The organism is Streptomyces albidochromogenes (assembly GCF_005981925.1).
Classification (GTDB): Bacteria; Actinomycetota; Actinomycetes; order Streptomycetales; family Streptomycetaceae; genus Streptomyces; species Streptomyces albidochromogenes.
On record NZ_VBVX01000158.1, the window covers coordinates 1 to 15,470 of the forward strand.

Sequence of the window (15,470 nt, forward strand, 5' to 3'; positions counted from 1 at the left end):
ATCCGGGGGTGGGCGCGGAGCCGTCGTACAGCGGTGCGTTCCGTCCCACGTATTGGTGAACGATAAACCATCACTGTGGGTTCCCGGGCGCGGGCCTCAGTCCCGGGCGGACGGGGCCGGGGACGTCTCGTCCGTCACCGCGTCGGCGGCCGCCTCCCCGAACCGGGCCAGGGCCAGCGCGCCCGCCACCGCCACCGCGAAGCCCACGGCCGCCGGCACCGCCAGGCCCTCGCGCGTACGGTCGCCGAGCCACACGACGCCCACCACGGCCGGGCCGATCGTCTCGCCGACCACCATGCCCGCCGTCGCCGTGGTCACCGAGCCGCGCTGGAACGCCGACGTGAGCAGCAGGAACGCCGTACCGCCGGCCAGGAGCAGCGCGTACACGGCCGGGTTGGCGACCAGCGCCGACGGCGCCAGGTCGTCGATCAGCCGCACCGAGACGGACACCACCCCGAAGCCGGTGCCCGCCCCGAATCCGAGCACCAGGGCCCGCGCCCGGCCGGGCAGGCGGCCCGCCACGGCGCCCGCGACCAGTACCGCGAAGGCCGCGCCGAGCAGCGCGTACGGCAGCGCGGACGGCCCCTCGCTGCCGCCCTCCGCGCCGACGGAGAGCCCGATCATCGCCAGGCCGGCGCAGACGACGGCCACCGCCGTCCACTCCGAAGCCCTGAGGCGGACCTTCAGCACGGGCGCGGCGACCACCGCCGTGACGGCGAGGCTGCCGGCCTGGGTGGCCTCGACGGCGTAGATCGGGATGGTGAGCAGGGCGACGATCTGGAGCGCGAATCCCAGGGCGTCGAGCGCGAGGCCCGCTAGATACCGCCACTGGCGCAGGACCCGCAGCATCAGCGTCACGTCGACCCCGCTGCCCGTGCCGGGCGGTGTGGCGCGGGCCGCGACGGCCTGGAGCACGGAGGCCGTGCCGATGCAGACCGCCGAACAGAGCGCGCAGACCATCCCAAGCATCACGAAACAGACTCTAGAGGGGTGGTGATCGCGCACCCGGTTCCTGCGGCGGCGGGGAGCCCTCTAGTCTGTCGGACGGTCCTGATTGTCTGTTCGAACGACGGGGGAGTGGCCGGGACATGGCGGTACGACGGCGCAGGCTGAGGTCGGGCACGGTCCTGCTCGGCGGCATGGGCGTCCTCGCGGCGACCCTCACCGCCTGCGGATCGGAGCCGGACCGGCGGTGCGTGGACCGGGTCTCCAAGGAAGTGCTCCCCGACCGCGAGTGCGACGACGGCAACGGCACCGGCCGGTACTACTACGGCGGCCGGGTGAGCGACGGCAAGGTCACGGACGGCAGTTTCGACAAGTCCGCGGTCGACCGGGGCGGCTTCGGCTCCTCCGGCTCCGGCGGCGGCTGACAGGGCCCCCGGGCCCGGGCACGCAGGCACGCACCATGAAGCGACACACGATCGAACCCCGCCCCGGCTGGCAGCAGACCGTCGAGGAGCAGGGCCTCGTCTACCCCCTGACCCGGTTCCCCGACGGGTCGCTGCGGCCTTACTGGGACGAGAGCGCGTACTACTCGTTCTCGCTGCCGGAGGTGGAGGCGATGGAGGAGGTCGTCGAGGAACTGCACGCCATGTGCCTGGCCGCCGCCGCGCACATCGTCGAGCACGAGCGCTTCGCCGACCTCGGCATCACCGACCCGCGGGTCGCCTCGCGCGTCGCCGCCTCCTGGCGCCGACGCGCCGAACTGCCCTCGGTCTACGGGCGGTTCGACCTCCGGTACGACGGCACGGGCCCCGCCAAGATGCTGGAGTACAACGCCGACACGCCGACCTCGCTGGTGGAGGCGGCCAGCCCGCAGTGGTTCTGGATGGAGGAGCGCTTCCCCGGCGCCGACCAGTGGAACTCCCTGCACGAGCGGCTCGTCGACGCGTGGAAGAACCAGGCGCACCTGCTGCCGCCCGGCCCGGTGCACTTCGTCCACTCGGACGGCGACGAGCTCGGCGAGGACCTGATGACGGTCGCCTACCTGCGCGAGACCGCCCAGCAGGCCGGGCTCGCCACCGAGGCGCTGTCCGTCGAACAGATCGGCTGGGACCGCCTCTCGGGCCGCTTCGTCGACGGCCGGCTGCGCTTCATCCGCAGCTGCTTCAAGCTCTACCCCTGGGAATGGCTGACGACCGACCGCTTCGGCCCGCACGTGCTGGACACCCTCGACAACGGCGGCGGCACCGGCACCACCCTGTGGATCGAGCCGGCCTGGAAGATGCTGCTCTCCAACAAGGCGCTGCTGGCGATCCTCTGGGAGCTCTACCCCGGCCACCCCAACCTGCTCGCCGCCCACCTCGACGGCCCGCGCGAGCTGGCCGCCCCGGGCGGCCCCGGTTACGTCGCCAAGCCGCTGCTCGGCCGCGAGGGCGCGGGCGTCACGGTCCACGCGCCGGGCGGGGAGCCGACCGCCGCTCCCGCCGAGGACGGACAGCGTTTCTGCTACCAGGAGTTGGCGCCCCTGCCCGACTTCGACGGCAACCGGGTGGTGCTCGGCGCCTGGGTCGTCGAGGGCGAGGCGGCGGGGCTCGGCATCCGGGAGTCGTCGGGCCTGATCACGGACGAGTACGCCCGGTTCCTGCCCCACGTCATCCTCTGACGGCCCCGGCCCGAGGCGGTCACGCCGTCGCGTCCGCCGCCGCCCCGGCGGACGCGACGCCGCACGCTCCCTAGCCGGCCAGGACCGCGCCGAGCTGGTCGAGGCCCCAGTCCAGGTCCTCCTTGCTGATCACCAGCGGCGGGGCGATCCGGATCGTCGAGCCGTGCGTGTCCTTCACCAGGACGCCCCGGTCCATCAGCTTCTCGGAGATCTCCCGGCCGGTGCCGCGCGACGGGGTGATGTCGATGCCCGCCCACAGTCCGCGCCCGCGCACCGCCTCGACCGCGCCGCCGCCCACCATCAGCCCCAGCTGCTGGTGCAGGTGGTCGCCGAGTTCGGTGGCGCGCTGCTGGAACTCGCCGGTGCGCAGCATCGCGATGACCTCCAGGCCCACCGCGCAGGCCAGCGGGTTGCCGCCGAACGTCGAACCGTGCTCGCCCGGCCCGTACACCCCCAGCACCTCGGCCGACGCGACAACGGCGGACACCGGCACCACGCCGCCGCCGAGCGCCTTGCCCAGGACGTACATGTCCGGGACGACGCCCTCGTGCTCGCAGGCGAACGTCCGGCCCGTACGGCCGAGGCCCGACTGGATCTCGTCCGCGACGAACAGCACGTTCCGCTCGCGGGTCAACTCCCGTACGCCGGCCAGGTACCCGGCCGGAGGCACCAGGACGCCCGCCTCGCCCTGGATCGGCTCGAGCAGCACGGCCACGGTGTTGTCGGTCATCGCCGCTTCGAGCGCCGTCAGGTCGCCGTACGGGACGATCTCGAACCCGGGCGTGTACGGGCCGAAGTCCGCACGGGCCTCGTGGTCGGTGGAGAAGCTGACGACGGTCGTCGTACGGCCGTGGAAGTTGTTCGCCGCCACGATGATCTTCGCCGTGCCGTCCAGCACGCCCTTGACCTTGTAGCCCCACTTGCGGGCCGTCTTGACCGCCGTCTCCACCGCCTCGGCCCCGGTGTTCATCGGCAGCACCATGTCCATGCCGCACAGCTCGGCGAGCCGGGCGCAGAACTCGGCGAACCGGTCGTGGTGGAAGGCGCGGGAGGTGAGCGTCACCCGGTCGAGCTGCGCCTTGGCGGCGTCGATGAGCCGCCGGTTGCCGTGGCCGAAGTTGAGCGCGGAGTACCCGGCGAGCATGTCGAGGTAGCGGCGGCCCTCGATGTCGGTCATCCAGGCGCCGTCCGCCGACGAGACGACGATGGGGAGAGGATGGTAGTTGTGCGCGCTGTGAGCCTCGGCAGAGGCGATGGCGGCTTGGGTGGTCGACACGGGTTCTCCGATCGTCGAAACAAATCCATCCGGCGAGGGGCAGGAATACTGCCCCTTTCTATCGTCGCTCGCATGCCGGACGAAGAAACCATGCGCGGGGGTGCGGCCGCTAGGGTGGCCGGTACGCACGGCGACTGGCGTACGCGGAACGGACCGCGGGGGAGCCGTGCGGGGAACATCAGCACGAGGTGCCGCCCGCCTGGGCACCCCGGGATCACGACGGACACCGACCGCTCGCCCCGGAGGACGCATGACTCTCCCGCTCAGCCACCCCGCCCTGTCCGCCACGGACCCCGAACTGGCCGCTCTGGTCGGTGCGGAGGAACAGCTCCAGGCCGACACCCTGCGCCTGATCCCCAGCGAGAACTACGTCTCGCAGGCCGTTCTCGAAGCCTCCGGCACCGTCCTGCAGAACAAGTACAGCGAGGGGTACGCGGGCCGGCGCTACTACGAGGGCCAGCAGAACATCGACCAGGTGGAGCGGCTCGCCACCGACCGGGCCAAGGCCCTGTTCGGCGCCGACCACGCCAACGTCCAGCCCTACTCCGGCTCGCCCGCCAACCTCGCCGTGTACCTCGCGTTCGCCGAGCCCGGCGACACCGTGATGGGCATGGCCCTGCCGATGGGCGGCCACCTGACCCACGGCTGGGGGGTCTCGGCCACCGGCAAGTGGTTCCGCGGCGTCCAGTACGGCGTACGCCACGACACCGGGCTCATCGACTTCGACGAGGTGCGCGACCTCGCGCTCAAGGAGCGCCCGAAGCTGATCTTCTGCGGCGGCACCGCCGTCCCGCGCACCATCGACTTCGCCGCCTTCGGGGAGATCGCCCGCGAGGCCGGCGCCGTACTCGTCGCGGACGTCGCCCACATCGCCGGACTGATCGCGGGCGGCGCGCACCCCTCGCCCGTCCCGCACGCCGACGTCGTCTCCACGACCACGCACAAGACGCTGCGCGGTCCGCGCGGCGCGATGCTGATGTCCCGCGAGGAGCACGCCAGGGCCATCGACAAGGCGGTCTTCCCCGGCCTCCAGGGCGGCCCGCACAACCAGACCACCGCCGCCATCGCCGTCGCCCTCCACGAGGCGGCGCAGCCCTCCTTCCGCGACTACGCGCACGCGGTCGTCGCCAACGCCCGGGCGCTCGCCGAGGCGCTGCTCGCCCGCGGCTTCGAGCTGGTCTCGGGCGGCACCGACAACCATCTGATCCTGATGGACCTCACCCCCAAGGACGTGCCGGGGAAGGTGGCGGCGAAGGCCCTGGACCGGGCCGGGATCGTCGTCAACTACAACACCGTCCCGTACGACCCGAGGAAGCCGTTCGATCCCTCCGGCGTCCGTATCGGCACCCCCTCCCTCACCTCGCGCGGGCTCACCGCCGCGCACATGCCGACGGTCGCCGAGTGGATCGACCGGGGTGTCACGGCCGCCCGCACCGGCGACGAGGGCGCACTGGCCGCGATCCGCGCCGAGGTCGCCGACCTCATGGGAGCCTTCCCGGCACCGGGTCTCACGACCGACTGACGGCGGGAGCCCCGCCGGCCCGCCGCGCGCGAGCGTGCCGGGCCGGCGGCGCGGCCCGGCACGGCCCGGCACGGCACGGACCTGGCTCCGCCGGGCCGCGCCGCGCGGGCCCCGGGCGGGTCCGGCCGGCCGGCGGATTCCGGTACGGCCGGGCCGGGGCCCGGCAGCGCCGCCTCCCGGCCCGTGGCGGCCCGCGGCCGACCCGCCGGGCGCTCTGTGTTTCTCGTCTCATTTGCGACAATCCGCAGCAACCACGGACGGAAGGCCGCACCGTCCCTGAACCGCCCCAGCGACCGGCACGCCGTGCAGAAGGCCACGCGCACCACGTCTTCGGCCTCCGCCCCGGCTCCGAAGGCCACAGCCGCCCTGAGCGCGGTCCCCGGGCAGGCGCGCACCGGTTCCGCGTACGCCTGGGGCTCGCCGCCGCGCACGCGCGATCACCGCAGCGCCTTCGATGCCGATGCGGCCCCCTCCAGGGTCCCCTCCCGCGTCCTCACCCTCTTGATACACCGGAGAGCCGAGTTGGGTTCCACACCTGAGAGAATGAGTTCATGGCCTCTGATCGTCCTCGCGTGCTCTCCGGCATCCAGCCCACCGCAGGCTCGTTCCACCTCGGCAACTACCTTGGCGCCGTACGCCAATGGGTCGCTCTGCAGGAATCCCACGACGCCTTCTACATGGTCGTCGACCTGCACGCGATCACGGTCCCGCAGGACCCCGCCGGACTGCGCGCCAACACCCGGCTCGCCGCGGCCCAGCTGCTGGCCGCCGGCCTCGACCCGGACCGCTGCACGCTCTTCGTGCAGAGCCACGTGCCCGAGCACGCCCAGCTCGGCTGGGTCATGAACTGCCTCACCGGCTTCGGCGAGGCCTCCCGGATGACGCAGTTCAAGGACAAGTCCGCCAAGCAGGGCTCCGACCGCGCCACCGTCGGCCTCTTCACGTACCCGATCCTCCAGGTCGCGGACATCCTGCTGTACCAGGCCAACGAGGTGCCGGTCGGCGAGGACCAGCGCCAGCACATCGAGCTGACCCGCGACCTCGCCGAGCGCTTCAACGGCCGCTTCGGCGACACGTTCACGATCCCGGCGCCGTACATCCTCAAGGAGACGGCGAAGATCTTCGATCTCCAGGAGCCGGGGATCAAGATGAGCAAGTCGGCGTCGACGCCCAAGGGCCTCATCAACCTGCTCGACGAGCCCAAGGTGACCGCCAAGAAGATCAAGAGCGCGGTCACCGACACGGACACCGTGATCCGCTACGACGCCGTCGAGAAGCCGGGCGTCAGCAACCTCCTGACCATCTACTCCACGCTCACCGGCGAGACCGTCGCCGAGCTGGAGAAGAGGTACGAGGGCAAGATGTACGGCGCGCTCAAGACGGACCTCGCCGAGGTAGTGGTGGACTTCGTCACGCCGTTCCGGACCCGCACCCAGGAATATCTGGACGACCCGGAGACGCTGGACTCGATCCTGGCCAAGGGCGCCGAGAAGGCCCGTACGGTCGCCGCCGAGACCCTCGCGCAGACCTACGAGAAGGTCGGTCTGCTGCCCGCCAAGCACTGAGCACGGGGCGCGGGCCGCAAGTCCGGACCAAAGACTCTGGTCACAGGGGCGCCGCGCCCGCCACACTGCACACTGGCAGGACGCACAGGCAGCACACAGGACGCACCGGACGACGGAGGAGAACGACGTGGGGACCGTAACGCTCGGCGTTTCGATCGCGGTCCCGGAGCCGTACGGCAGCCTGCTCCAGGAGCGGCGCGCGAGCTTCGGGGACCCTGCCGCTCACGGCATCCCCACGCATGTCACCCTCCTGCCGCCCACCGAGGTCGACGCGGCGGTGCTGCCGGCCGTCGAGGCGCACCTCGCGCGGGTGGCGGCGTCCGGGCGGTCCTTCCCGATGCGGCTGTCCGGGACGGGCACGTTCCGCCCGCTGTCCCCGGTCGTCTTCGTGCAGGTCGTCGAGGGCGCGGCGGCCTGTTCCTGGCTCCAGAAGCGGGTCCGGGACGCGTCCGGGCCGCTCGTGCGCGAGCTCCAGTTCCCGTACCACCCGCACGTCACCGTCGCCCACGGCATCTCCGAGGAGGGGATGGACCGGGCGTACGAGGAGCTCTCCGCGTACGCGGCCGAGTGGGCCTGCACCGGCTTCGCGCTGTACGAGCAGGGCGCGGACGGCGTGTGGCGCAAGCTGCGCGAGTTCGCGTTCGGGGGCGGGGCGGCGGGGGTCGTGCCCGCACAGAACTCGCCCGTCGACCAGCCCGCGGCGCCCTCCCTGCGCTCCTGAGCCCCGCCGAGGGCTCCTGGTCCGCGCCGGCGGGCTCGGCTCTTGCCCCCGCCCGGGGGCCCGCTCAGACCGGCAGGCGCCGGAACAGCGGCCTCGGCACGTGGCGCAGCGCCGCCATCACCGCCCGCAGCGCCCCCGGCACCCACACCGTCTCCGAGCGCCGCCGCAGCCCCGTCTCGATCGCGGTGGCCACCGCCTCGGGCGTGGTCGCAAGGGGGGCGTCCGGGAGGCCCGCCGTCATCTTCGAGCGGACGAATCCGGGGCGTACGACCATCACGTGCACGCCGGTCCCGTACAGCGCGTCGCCGAGTCCCTGCGCGAAGGCGTCGAGGCCCGCCTTGCTCGACCCGTAGATGAAGTTCACCCGGCGGGCGCGCTCGCCCGCCACCGACGACAGCACGACCAGCGAACCGTGGCCCTGGCCCTGGAGGGCCTTCGCGCACACCAGGCCCGCCGAGACCGCGCCCGTGTAGTTCGTCTGCGCCACCCGGACCGCCGACAGCGGCTGCTCCTCGTCGTGCGCCTGGTCGCCGAGCACTCCGAAGGCCAGCAGCACCATGTCGATGTCGCCCTCGGCGAAGACCTTGCCCAGCTTCTCCTCGTGCGTCACGGGATCGAGCGCGTCGAAGGCGACGGTACGGACCTCGGCGCCCAGCGCCCGCAGCCCGGCCGCCGCCGCTTCGAGGGCGGGGGACGGGCGGCCGGCCAGCCAGACCGTCCGGGTGCGCCGGGCGATCAGGCGGCGGGCCGTCGCGAGGCCGATCTCGGACGTGCCGCCGAGGACGAGCAGGGACTGGGGGATGCCGAAGGCGTCCTTCATGATGCGCTCCTGGGGCTGGACTGCGACGGCCGGAATCCGTCGGTCAGAGGGAAAGGCGGCGGGAGAGGTCCGACGTGAAGACGCCTCGCGGGTCGAGCTCGGCGCGCAGCGCCCGGAAGTCCGCCAGCCGCGGGTACATCGCGGCGAGCAGGTCGGGCCGCAGCCGGGAGTCCTTCGCCAGGTAGACGCGGCCGCCGGCCGCGACGACCTCCTCGTCGAGCTCGTCGAGGAAGGCGCCGAGCCCCGGCAGGCCGGCCGGGACGTCCAGCGCGAGCGTCCAGCCGGGCACGGGAAAGGACAGCCAGCCCGGGTCGCCGTCGCCGAAGCGTTTCAGTACGGCGAGGAACGACGGGCAGCCCCGGCGCGAGATCCGGCCGACGATCCGGCGCAGGGCTTCCTCCTGTCCGTACCCGACGACGAACTGGTACTGGACGAATCCGCCGCGTCCGTAGACCCGGTTCCAGTGCGGGACCCCGTCCAGCGGGTGGAAGAAGGCCGACAGCCTCTGAAGCTCGCCGGTCCGCGCGCGCGGGGCCTTGCGGTACCAGAGCGCGTTGAACAGCCCCACGGACGCCCGTCCGAGCAGGCCTTCCGGTACGAAGCCGGGAGCGGCCGGCAGCCGGCCCGGCCGGAACGCGAGCGGTTCCCGGCGGGCGCGCGCCCCCAGCGCGTCCAGGGGGGCGTGCTCCCCCCGGGTGAGGACCGCGCGCCCCGTGGCCGCGCCGCGCGCGAGCAGGTCGATCCAGGCGACCGAGTAGCGGTAGCGATGGTCGGTGGCGACAAGACGGTCCATCAGGTCATCCAGATCGGCGGCCCGTTCGGTGTCGACGCTCATCAACGAGGTCTCCACGGGCAGGAGTCGCACCGTCGCCGAGAGGATGACGCCCGTCAGGCCCATGCCGCCCGCCGTGGCGTCGAAGAGGTCCGTGCCGGCGGGGACGGTGCGTACCTCGCCGTCGGCGGTGAGCAGGTCGAGGGAGACGACGTGACGGGAGAACGACCCCGAGACGTGATGGTTCTTGCCGTGGATGTCGGCGCCGATCGCGCCGCCGACCGTCACGTACCGCGTCCCGGGGGTCACCGGCACGAACCAGCCGAGCGGCAGCAGCACTTGCATCAGCCGGTGCAGGCTCACGCCCGCGTCGCACACCACGACGCCGTCGCGGGCGTCGATCGTGCGGACGCGGTCGAGGCCGGTCATGTCCAGTACGCAGCCGCCCGCGTTCTGCGCCGCGTCGCCGTACGCCCGGCCGAGCCCGCGCGCGATGCCGCCGCGCGCGCCGGGGGTCGCGCAGTCGAGTACCGCGTCCGCCGCCTCCTCGTACGAACGTGGCCGGACCAGGCGTGCGGCGGTGGTCGGGGCGGTGCGGCCCCAACCGGTCACTTCCACTGAGGCGGTGTCGACAGGCATGAAAGGGACCGTATCGCCCCTAAACGTCTTGATGGCGTAGATCGCCTGTTGTGCTGGGCGAACGGGTGATTGGTGGTGTGTCGCAGGCAATTAACATGACTAGTCTGCTTAATCCGAGAAGAGTCGCCCCTGCCCTGCGCCCGACCGACCGGCCGGGTCGCCGCTACGGAGGAGGGGTGACAGATGCGAGAGGTTGACCGGCGTCTGCTGTCGGCCATGCGGGACTGCGGCACGGACCCACGGGTGGCGGCCGCCGCCCGGGGGCTCTCGTGGTGCGGCGAGCACGGCGCCGTCTGGATCGCGGCGGGCCTGGTGGGCGCGGGGGCGGACCACGAGCGTCGCGGCGCCTGGCTGCGGGGCACGGCGCTGGTCGGCGCCGCGCACCTGGCGAGCATGGCCGTCAAGCTGGCCGTACGCCGCGCCCGCCCCCAACTCGCGTCCCTGCGGCCCCTGGTGAGCACCGCGGGGCGGCACTCGTTCCCCAGCAGCCACGCGGCGTCGGCGGCCGCCGCCGCGTTGGCCTTCGGGGCGCTGGGCCCGGCCGGCCGCCATCTGGTGCCGCCGCTGGCGGCCGCGATGTGCGTGTCCCGGCTGGTGGTCGGGGTGCACTACCCGACCGACGTGGTGGCCGGCGTCCTGCTCGGCGGGATCACCGCCGGGCTCGGCGCAGCCTGGATGACCGGGCCGGCGACCGCCGCCACCGCCTCCCGCGCCGCCGCCACCGTCCGCGCCGCCCCACCGGCGGCCACCGCCCCCGTGGGCGCGGCCTCCCGGGCGTCCGCGTCCGAGGGGGGTGCCGCGCATGCCTGAGCGCAGCAGCGGCACCACCAGCACCCACAGCCCCGGACCTCACAGCCCCGCCGCCCACGCCACCGGCCCGGCGGTTCCCGCGACCACCGCGCCGGGCGCCGCCCCCACCGCCGTCATCGGCCAGCCGCGCCGCGCCGCGCCGCGCCGAGCGCCCGGGCGGCGTCCGCTCAGCCTGCCCGCCGGGCTGCTGCGCACCGCCCGCCCTCGCCAGTGGGTCAAGAACGTGCTGGTCCTCGCCGCGCCCGCGGCCGCGGGCGAGCTGGCCTCGGCGCACGCCGTGGCCCGACTGGCCCTGGTCTTCGTGCTGTTCACCGCCGCCGCGTCCGCCGTCTACCTGATCAACGACGCCCGGGACGCCGACGCCGACCGCGCGCACCCGGTCAAGTGCCGCCGCCCCGTCGCCGCCGGCGAGGTCCCGGTCCCGGTGGCATATGCGGCCGGGGCGCTCCTCGCCGTCCTCGCCGCGACGGCCGCCGCCCTGCTCTGCGACCCGATGACGGCGGCGCTCCTCACCGCGTACGTCGTCATGCAGCTCGCCTACTGCGTGTGGCTGAAACACATCCTCGTCGTGGACCTCGTCGTCGTCACCACCGGCTTCCTGATGCGCGCGATGATCGGCGGTGTCGCGCTCCAGATCCCGCTCTCCCGCTGGTTCCTGATCACGGCGGGCTTCGGCGCGCTCTTCATGGTCGCCGCGAAGCGCTACTCGGAAGCCGTGCAGATGGCCGCCCGCCCGGAGAAGCGCGGCGCCACGCGGGCACTCCTCGACGAGTACACGACCGGCTACCTGCGCTTCGTCTGGCAGCTCGCGGCCGGAGTCGCCGTACTCGGCTACTGCCTGTGGGCCCTGGAGAGCGGCGGCACGGCCAACGGCAGCCTGCTGCCGTGGCGCCAGTTGTCCATGGTGGCGTTCATCCTCTCGGTGCTGCGGTACGCCGTGTTCGCCGACCGGGGGACGGCCGGAGCCCCCGAGGACGTCGTCCTGCGCGACCGGGGCCTGGCCGTCATCGGCCTCGTGTGGGTGGCGATGTACGGGCTCGCGGTGGCCGATCTGTGAGAGCGGCCGCAGGACGCGTGACCTGGGCCGAGGTACGCGGCTTCGCGCTGGCCGGCGGCTGTGCGTACGCCGCCGACCTCGCCGTGTTCCTGTGGCTGCGCGGCCCGCTGGGCTGGGACCCGCTCTCCGCGAAGGCGCTGTCCTTCGTCGCCGGTTGCTCGGTCGCGTACGCCGGAAACGCCCTGGGCACCTACCGGCGGCGGGCGCAGGAGACCGTCGTACGGCCGGGGGACCGGCTGCGGCGGTACGCCGCCTTCCTGGCCGTCAACCTCGCGGGCGCGGCCGTACAGCTGCTGTGCGTCGCCGCCTCGCACCACGGCCTGGGACTGACCTCCGCCCGCGCCGACACCGTCTCCGGAGCGGTGGTCGGCATGGCGCTCGCGACCGGGCTGCGCTTCTGGGGGACACGAACGCTGGTTTTCGCGCCCGGGGGTAGGCGCACCTCATGGACTGGCTGAAGAACCTGCCCGTCGTCGGGCCGTTCGTGACGCGGCTGGCGTTCACTCACGCGTGGCGTACGTACGAGACGCTCGACCGCGTGCACTGGACCCGGCTGGCGGCCGCGGTCACCTTCATCAGCTTCCTCGCCCTCTTCCCCCTGATCACGGTCGCCGCCGCGATCGGCGCGGCCCTGCTCTCCGACGATCAGCTGCGCCGCATGGAGGACAAGATCGCGGAGCAGGTGCCCGGCATCTCGGGGCAGCTCGACCTCGCGGCCCTGGTGGACAACGCCGGCACGGTCGGCGTGGTCGCCGGCGCCCTGCTGCTCTTCACCGGCATCGGGTGGGTCGGATCGATGCGGGAGTGCCTGCGGGCCGTCTGGGACCTGGACGACACCGACGAGGGCAACCTCTTCCTGCGCAAGCTCAAGGACGCCGGGGTGCTGGCCGGTCTCGGCCTCATCGGCCTCTCGTCCTGGGCCGCCTCCTCGATCGGCTCGACGGCCGTCGACTGGACCGCCGAGCAGGCCGGCGTCTCGCAGAGCGGCGCGGGCGGCGTCCTGCTGCGACTCGCCGCGCTCGCCCTCGCGGTCGGCGCGGACTTCCTGATCCTGCTGTACGTCCTCACGCTGCTGCCGGGCGTGCACCCCGTCCGGCACCGGCTGATCACCGCGTCGCTCATCGGCGCGATCGGCTTCGAGCTGCTCAAGGTGCTGCTCGGCAGCTACATGAAGGACGTGGCGGCGAAGAGCATGTACGGGGCGTTCGGCGTGCCGGTCGCACTGCTGCTGTGGATCAACTTCACGGCGAAGCTCCTGCTGTGCTGCGCGGCCTGGACGGCGACGCGGCACGCCGACGAGCTGGAGTCGGACCAGGACCGTGCGGACGAGGACGCCGACAGCCCGCGCGGCGGCGGTGCCCGTGAGGGCGCGGCCGGTGACGGCGAGAGCCCCGGCGACGGCGGGCGGCCCGCCGTCGCCCGGGACCCCGCCGGCGGGCCGCCGCCCCGCACCGCGCGCCCCGGCCCGCCCCCTACGGGCGGCGGCGACGCGCCAGGGCGGGCAGCGGCCAGCGCCGGTTGACCAGGAGGACCCCGGCGGCCAGCACCACCAGTGCGCCGCCCGCGATCGCGAGCGCCGTCCCGACGCCGCCCGCGCCCCCGTCGGACGCCGCGACCCGCGTCCGGGCGTCCTTCGCCACGGCGGTGTCACCGGCCCCCGCGCCGCCCGCTGCGCTCTTGCCGCTGCCGCCCCGGCCCTTGGCACCCGCTGTCCCCGGCTCGGTGTCCACGGACCTGGGCGGGACCAGTTCGCCGACCGGCGTCACCTTCCCGGACGCCTCGAAGCCCCAGTCGAGCAGGCGGGCCGCTTCCTTGTAGACGGCGCTGCTCTCGTTCGCGGACGGGTTCATGACCGTCACGAGGAGCACCTTGTCGCCGCGCTGCGCGACGCCCGTGAACGTCGCTCCCGCGTGCGTGGTGTTGCCGTTCTTTACGCCCGCCAGGCCCTTGTACGGCTCGACGCCGTAGGCCCCCGTCAGCAGGCGGTTGGTGTTCTGGATCTGGAAGCTCTCGCGCTTCTTCCCCTTCTTCTTCTCACCGGGGAAGTCGGCGGTCGTCGTCGAGGAGTACTCCCGGAAGTCCTTCTTCTGCATGCCGCTGCGGGCGATGAGCGTCAGGTCGTACGCGCTGCTGACCTGGCCCTTGGCGTCGTAACCGTCGGGTGAGACGACCGTGGTGTCGAGCGCCTGGAGCTCCTCGGCGTGCGCCTGCATGTCGCGTGCGGTCTTGTCCCAGCCGCCGTTCATCTGCGACAGCACGTGGACGGCGTCGTTGCCGGACCGCAGGAACACTCCCAGCCACATGTCGTGGACGGAGTAGGTGTGGTCCTCCTTGATGCCGACGAGGCTGCTGCCCGCGCCGACCCCCGCCAGGTCGCTGTCCTTGACCTTGTGGACCTGCGACTTGGGCAGCCGGGGCAGGACCGTGTCGGCGAAGAGCATCTTGAGCGTGGACGCGGGGGGAAGCCGCCAGTGGGCGTTGTGCGAGGCGAGTACGTCGCCCGACTCCGCGTCGGCGACGATCCACGACCGGCCGCTCACCTCCTTCGGGAGGACCGGCGCGCCTTGGCCGAGCCGCACCTGCGTACCGGGCAGGCCGAGTTGGGCGCCGCCGACCGTCGACATCGATGCGGGGGGCTGCGGCTGCTTGGCGCCCGGCTTGTCGTCCGCGTGCGCGGGGAGTGCGGTGAGTGCGGGCAGCAGCGCGGCGGAGAGGACCGTCAGCGCGGTCTTTTTGGCGGCGGACACGAACGTGAACGTACAGGGCGTGCGGATGGATGTGGACATGGCGGGGACGAACCGCCGGGTGCCGGGCCGGCCCGGCCCGCCACCGGTGCCGGAGCCGGGGTCCGCACCCCGGCGGCGGGGCCCGGTGGCAGGCGGCGATACTGGCTGCATGAAGCTCAGCCGCTCCGTCTCCTGGTTCCTGCTCGCCTTCGGGGTGTGGAGCTGGTTCATCTGGGTCACTTTCGTCAAGAATCTGTGGAAGGACGGCAGCGGGCTCGCCTTCGACGACGCGGGTGACCCGACTGCGTACTTCTGGGTGCATCTGCTGCTTGCCGTCACGTCCTTTCTTCTGGGGACGGCGGTTGGGGTGATCGGGTTCCGTGGAGTGCGGGCCCTGCGACGTGAGCGGAGCCAGGGATAACTGTGGTCGTCGTCTTCGTTCTCATCGCGCTTTCGGTCCTCGGCCTGCTCGCCGGGGCGCACTGGTACGTGTGGCGCCGGCTGGTCCGCGACACGACCCTGCCGGGCGGCGTCGCCCGGCGGGCGGGGACGGTGGCGGCGATCGTGCTGCCGCTGCTGTCCGTCGGCACCCTGGTCGCCTCGCAGGCGCGGGCGCCGTTCCGGGTGCAGCAGGTGCTGGCGTGGCCCGGGTACCTGTGGCTGGCGGTGCTGCTGTACCTGGTGATGGCGCTGGTCGTCGGCGAGATGGTGCGGCCGCTGCTGCGCCGGGTGCTGGTCCGGCGGGACGCCGGGGTGCGCGGCGGCGGGGGTGCCCCCGACGGGCCCCTCCCGGTGGCTCCGGACCACGGCCCCGCCGAGGGCGCGGGCAACAGCCCGTCCCTGGGCGCCGCCACCGAGGCGTCGCCCTCCGCGTCGGCTCCCGCGTCCGCCTCAGCCTGCGCCTCCGCCCCGGCCCCGGCTTCCGGCGGCACGGACACCGTGACGCAGACCCCGCCG

General features: G+C 73.3%; 14 protein-coding genes, 3 pseudogenes and 1 riboswitch. Of the genes and pseudogenes, 11 read left to right on the forward strand and 6 right to left on the reverse strand.

All coding sequences use genetic code 11. The annotated features are described in order from the left end of the window. Positions 1 to 96: 96 nt before the first annotated feature. Positions 97 to 960, reverse strand: coding sequence for a DMT family transporter (locus E2E34_RS20400; protein WP_138903374.1), 864 nt, complete (start codon positions 958 to 960; stop codon positions 97 to 99). Between the two features lie 128 nt (positions 961 to 1,088). On the opposite strand from E2E34_RS20400, the gene E2E34_RS20405 reads away from it, so the two are divergent. After that, on the forward strand, positions 1,089 to 1,370 hold the full coding sequence (locus E2E34_RS20405; protein ID WP_138903362.1) for a hypothetical protein: 282 nt from the start codon (positions 1,089 to 1,091) through the stop codon (positions 1,368 to 1,370). 35 nt (positions 1,371 to 1,405) lie between these two features. Continuing rightward, positions 1,406 to 2,605, forward strand: a complete 1,200-nt coding sequence (locus E2E34_RS20410) for a glutathionylspermidine synthase family protein (protein ID WP_138903363.1) — start codon at positions 1,406 to 1,408, stop codon at positions 2,603 to 2,605. A 70-nt stretch (positions 2,606 to 2,675) separates the two neighbouring features. Here the strand turns inward: E2E34_RS20410 and rocD are convergent, their stop codons facing one another. Then, positions 2,676 to 3,881, reverse strand: coding sequence for an ornithine--oxo-acid transaminase (gene rocD, locus E2E34_RS20415; RefSeq protein ID WP_138903364.1), 1,206 nt, complete (start codon positions 3,879 to 3,881; stop codon positions 2,676 to 2,678). A gap of 120 nt (positions 3,882 to 4,001) precedes the next feature. After that, positions 4,002 to 4,093: riboswitch (ZMP/ZTP riboswitch) on the forward strand. 38 nt (positions 4,094 to 4,131) lie between these two features. Here rocD and glyA point away from each other — a divergent pair. Next, positions 4,132 to 5,403, forward strand: a complete 1,272-nt coding sequence (gene glyA / locus E2E34_RS20420) for a serine hydroxymethyltransferase (protein WP_138903365.1) — start codon at positions 4,132 to 4,134, stop codon at positions 5,401 to 5,403. Between the two features lie 131 nt (positions 5,404 to 5,534). On the opposite strand, the pseudogene E2E34_RS20425 reads toward glyA, so the two are convergent. Then, a pseudogene (locus E2E34_RS20425) lies at positions 5,535 to 5,865 on the reverse strand (RNA polymerase sigma factor); the annotation flags it as partial. An 89-nt stretch (positions 5,866 to 5,954) separates the two neighbouring features. Here E2E34_RS20425 and trpS point away from each other — a divergent pair. Continuing rightward, positions 5,955 to 6,968, forward strand: coding sequence for a tryptophan--tRNA ligase (gene trpS / locus E2E34_RS20430; RefSeq protein ID WP_138899203.1), 1,014 nt, complete (start codon positions 5,955 to 5,957; stop codon positions 6,966 to 6,968). A 127-nt stretch (positions 6,969 to 7,095) separates the two neighbouring features. Beyond that, positions 7,096 to 7,689: a 2'-5' RNA ligase family protein gene (locus tag E2E34_RS20435; protein WP_138903366.1), complete on the forward strand. Its 594-nt coding sequence runs from the start codon at positions 7,096 to 7,098 to the stop codon at positions 7,687 to 7,689. A gap of 64 nt (positions 7,690 to 7,753) precedes the next feature. On the opposite strand, the gene dprE2 is transcribed toward E2E34_RS20435, so the two are convergent. Then, positions 7,754 to 8,509 (reverse strand): decaprenylphospho-beta-D-erythro-pentofuranosid-2-ulose 2-reductase, encoded by a 756-nt coding sequence (gene dprE2, locus E2E34_RS20440; RefSeq protein ID WP_138903367.1) that lies wholly within the window; start codon positions 8,507 to 8,509, stop codon positions 7,754 to 7,756. A 43-nt stretch (positions 8,510 to 8,552) separates the two neighbouring features. Further along, complete coding sequence (gene dprE1, locus E2E34_RS20445) at positions 8,553 to 9,920, reverse strand: decaprenylphosphoryl-beta-D-ribose oxidase (RefSeq protein WP_138903368.1); 1,368 nt, start codon at positions 9,918 to 9,920, stop codon at positions 8,553 to 8,555. Positions 9,921 to 10,103: 183 nt separating this feature from the next. Here dprE1 and E2E34_RS20450 point away from each other — a divergent pair. The 4 genes and pseudogenes from E2E34_RS20450 to E2E34_RS20465 form a co-directional block, all read left to right on the forward strand. Continuing rightward, positions 10,104 to 10,610 (forward strand): annotated as a pseudogene (locus tag E2E34_RS20450) (phosphatase PAP2 family protein); the annotation flags it as partial. Positions 10,611 to 10,722: 112 nt separating this feature from the next. Then, positions 10,723 to 11,787 (forward strand): decaprenyl-phosphate phosphoribosyltransferase, encoded by a 1,065-nt coding sequence (locus E2E34_RS20455; protein ID WP_138903370.1) that lies wholly within the window; start codon positions 10,723 to 10,725, stop codon positions 11,785 to 11,787. A gap of 17 nt (positions 11,788 to 11,804) precedes the next feature. Continuing rightward, the gene (locus E2E34_RS20460) at positions 11,805 to 12,245 is read left to right on the forward strand and encodes a GtrA family protein (protein ID WP_244315930.1); all 441 of its coding nucleotides are present in this window, start codon (positions 11,805 to 11,807) and stop codon (positions 12,243 to 12,245) included. Next, positions 12,233 to 13,309, forward strand: a complete 1,077-nt coding sequence (locus E2E34_RS20465; RefSeq protein ID WP_138903372.1) for a YihY/virulence factor BrkB family protein — start codon at positions 12,233 to 12,235, stop codon at positions 13,307 to 13,309. Before E2E34_RS20460 ends, E2E34_RS20465 begins: the two co-directional genes overlap by 13 nt. Here E2E34_RS20465 and E2E34_RS20470 read toward each other — a convergent pair. Continuing rightward, complete coding sequence (locus tag E2E34_RS20470; protein ID WP_244315932.1) at positions 13,260 to 14,534, reverse strand: D-alanyl-D-alanine carboxypeptidase family protein; 1,275 nt, start codon at positions 14,532 to 14,534, stop codon at positions 13,260 to 13,262. The two genes, E2E34_RS20465 and E2E34_RS20470, sit on opposite strands and share 50 nt — an antisense overlap. A gap of 148 nt (positions 14,535 to 14,682) precedes the next feature. Between E2E34_RS20470 and E2E34_RS20475 the strand changes: the two genes are divergently transcribed. Next, a complete protein-coding gene (locus E2E34_RS20475; protein ID WP_138898446.1) occupies positions 14,683 to 14,934 on the forward strand; it encodes an SCO4848 family membrane protein in 252 nt (83 codons plus the stop codon). A gap of 2 nt (positions 14,935 to 14,936) precedes the next feature. After that, positions 14,937 to 15,470, forward strand: a pseudogene (locus E2E34_RS36580) (metallophosphoesterase); the annotation flags it as partial.

Coding starts and splice junctions, on each gene's coding strand:
- E2E34_RS20400 (WP_138903374.1), bottom strand. CDS start 960: ATGGTCTGCGCGCTCTGTTCGGCGGTCTGCATCGGCACGGCCTCCGTG.
- E2E34_RS20405 (WP_138903362.1), top strand. CDS start 1,089: ATGGCGGTACGACGGCGCAGGCTGAGGTCGGGCACGGTCCTGCTCGGC.
- E2E34_RS20410 (WP_138903363.1), top strand. CDS start 1,406: ATGAAGCGACACACGATCGAACCCCGCCCCGGCTGGCAGCAGACCGTC.
- glyA (WP_138903365.1), top strand. CDS start 4,132: ATGACTCTCCCGCTCAGCCACCCCGCCCTGTCCGCCACGGACCCCGAA.
- trpS (WP_138899203.1), top strand. CDS start 5,955: ATGGCCTCTGATCGTCCTCGCGTGCTCTCCGGCATCCAGCCCACCGCA.
- dprE2 (WP_138903367.1), bottom strand. CDS start 8,509: ATGAAGGACGCCTTCGGCATCCCCCAGTCCCTGCTCGTCCTCGGCGGC.
- dprE1 (WP_138903368.1), bottom strand. CDS start 9,920: ATGCCTGTCGACACCGCCTCAGTGGAAGTGACCGGTTGGGGCCGCACC.
- E2E34_RS20455 (WP_138903370.1), top strand. CDS start 10,723: ATGCCTGAGCGCAGCAGCGGCACCACCAGCACCCACAGCCCCGGACCT.
- E2E34_RS20465 (WP_138903372.1), top strand. CDS start 12,233: ATGGACTGGCTGAAGAACCTGCCCGTCGTCGGGCCGTTCGTGACGCGG.
- E2E34_RS20475 (WP_138898446.1), top strand. CDS start 14,683: ATGAAGCTCAGCCGCTCCGTCTCCTGGTTCCTGCTCGCCTTCGGGGTG.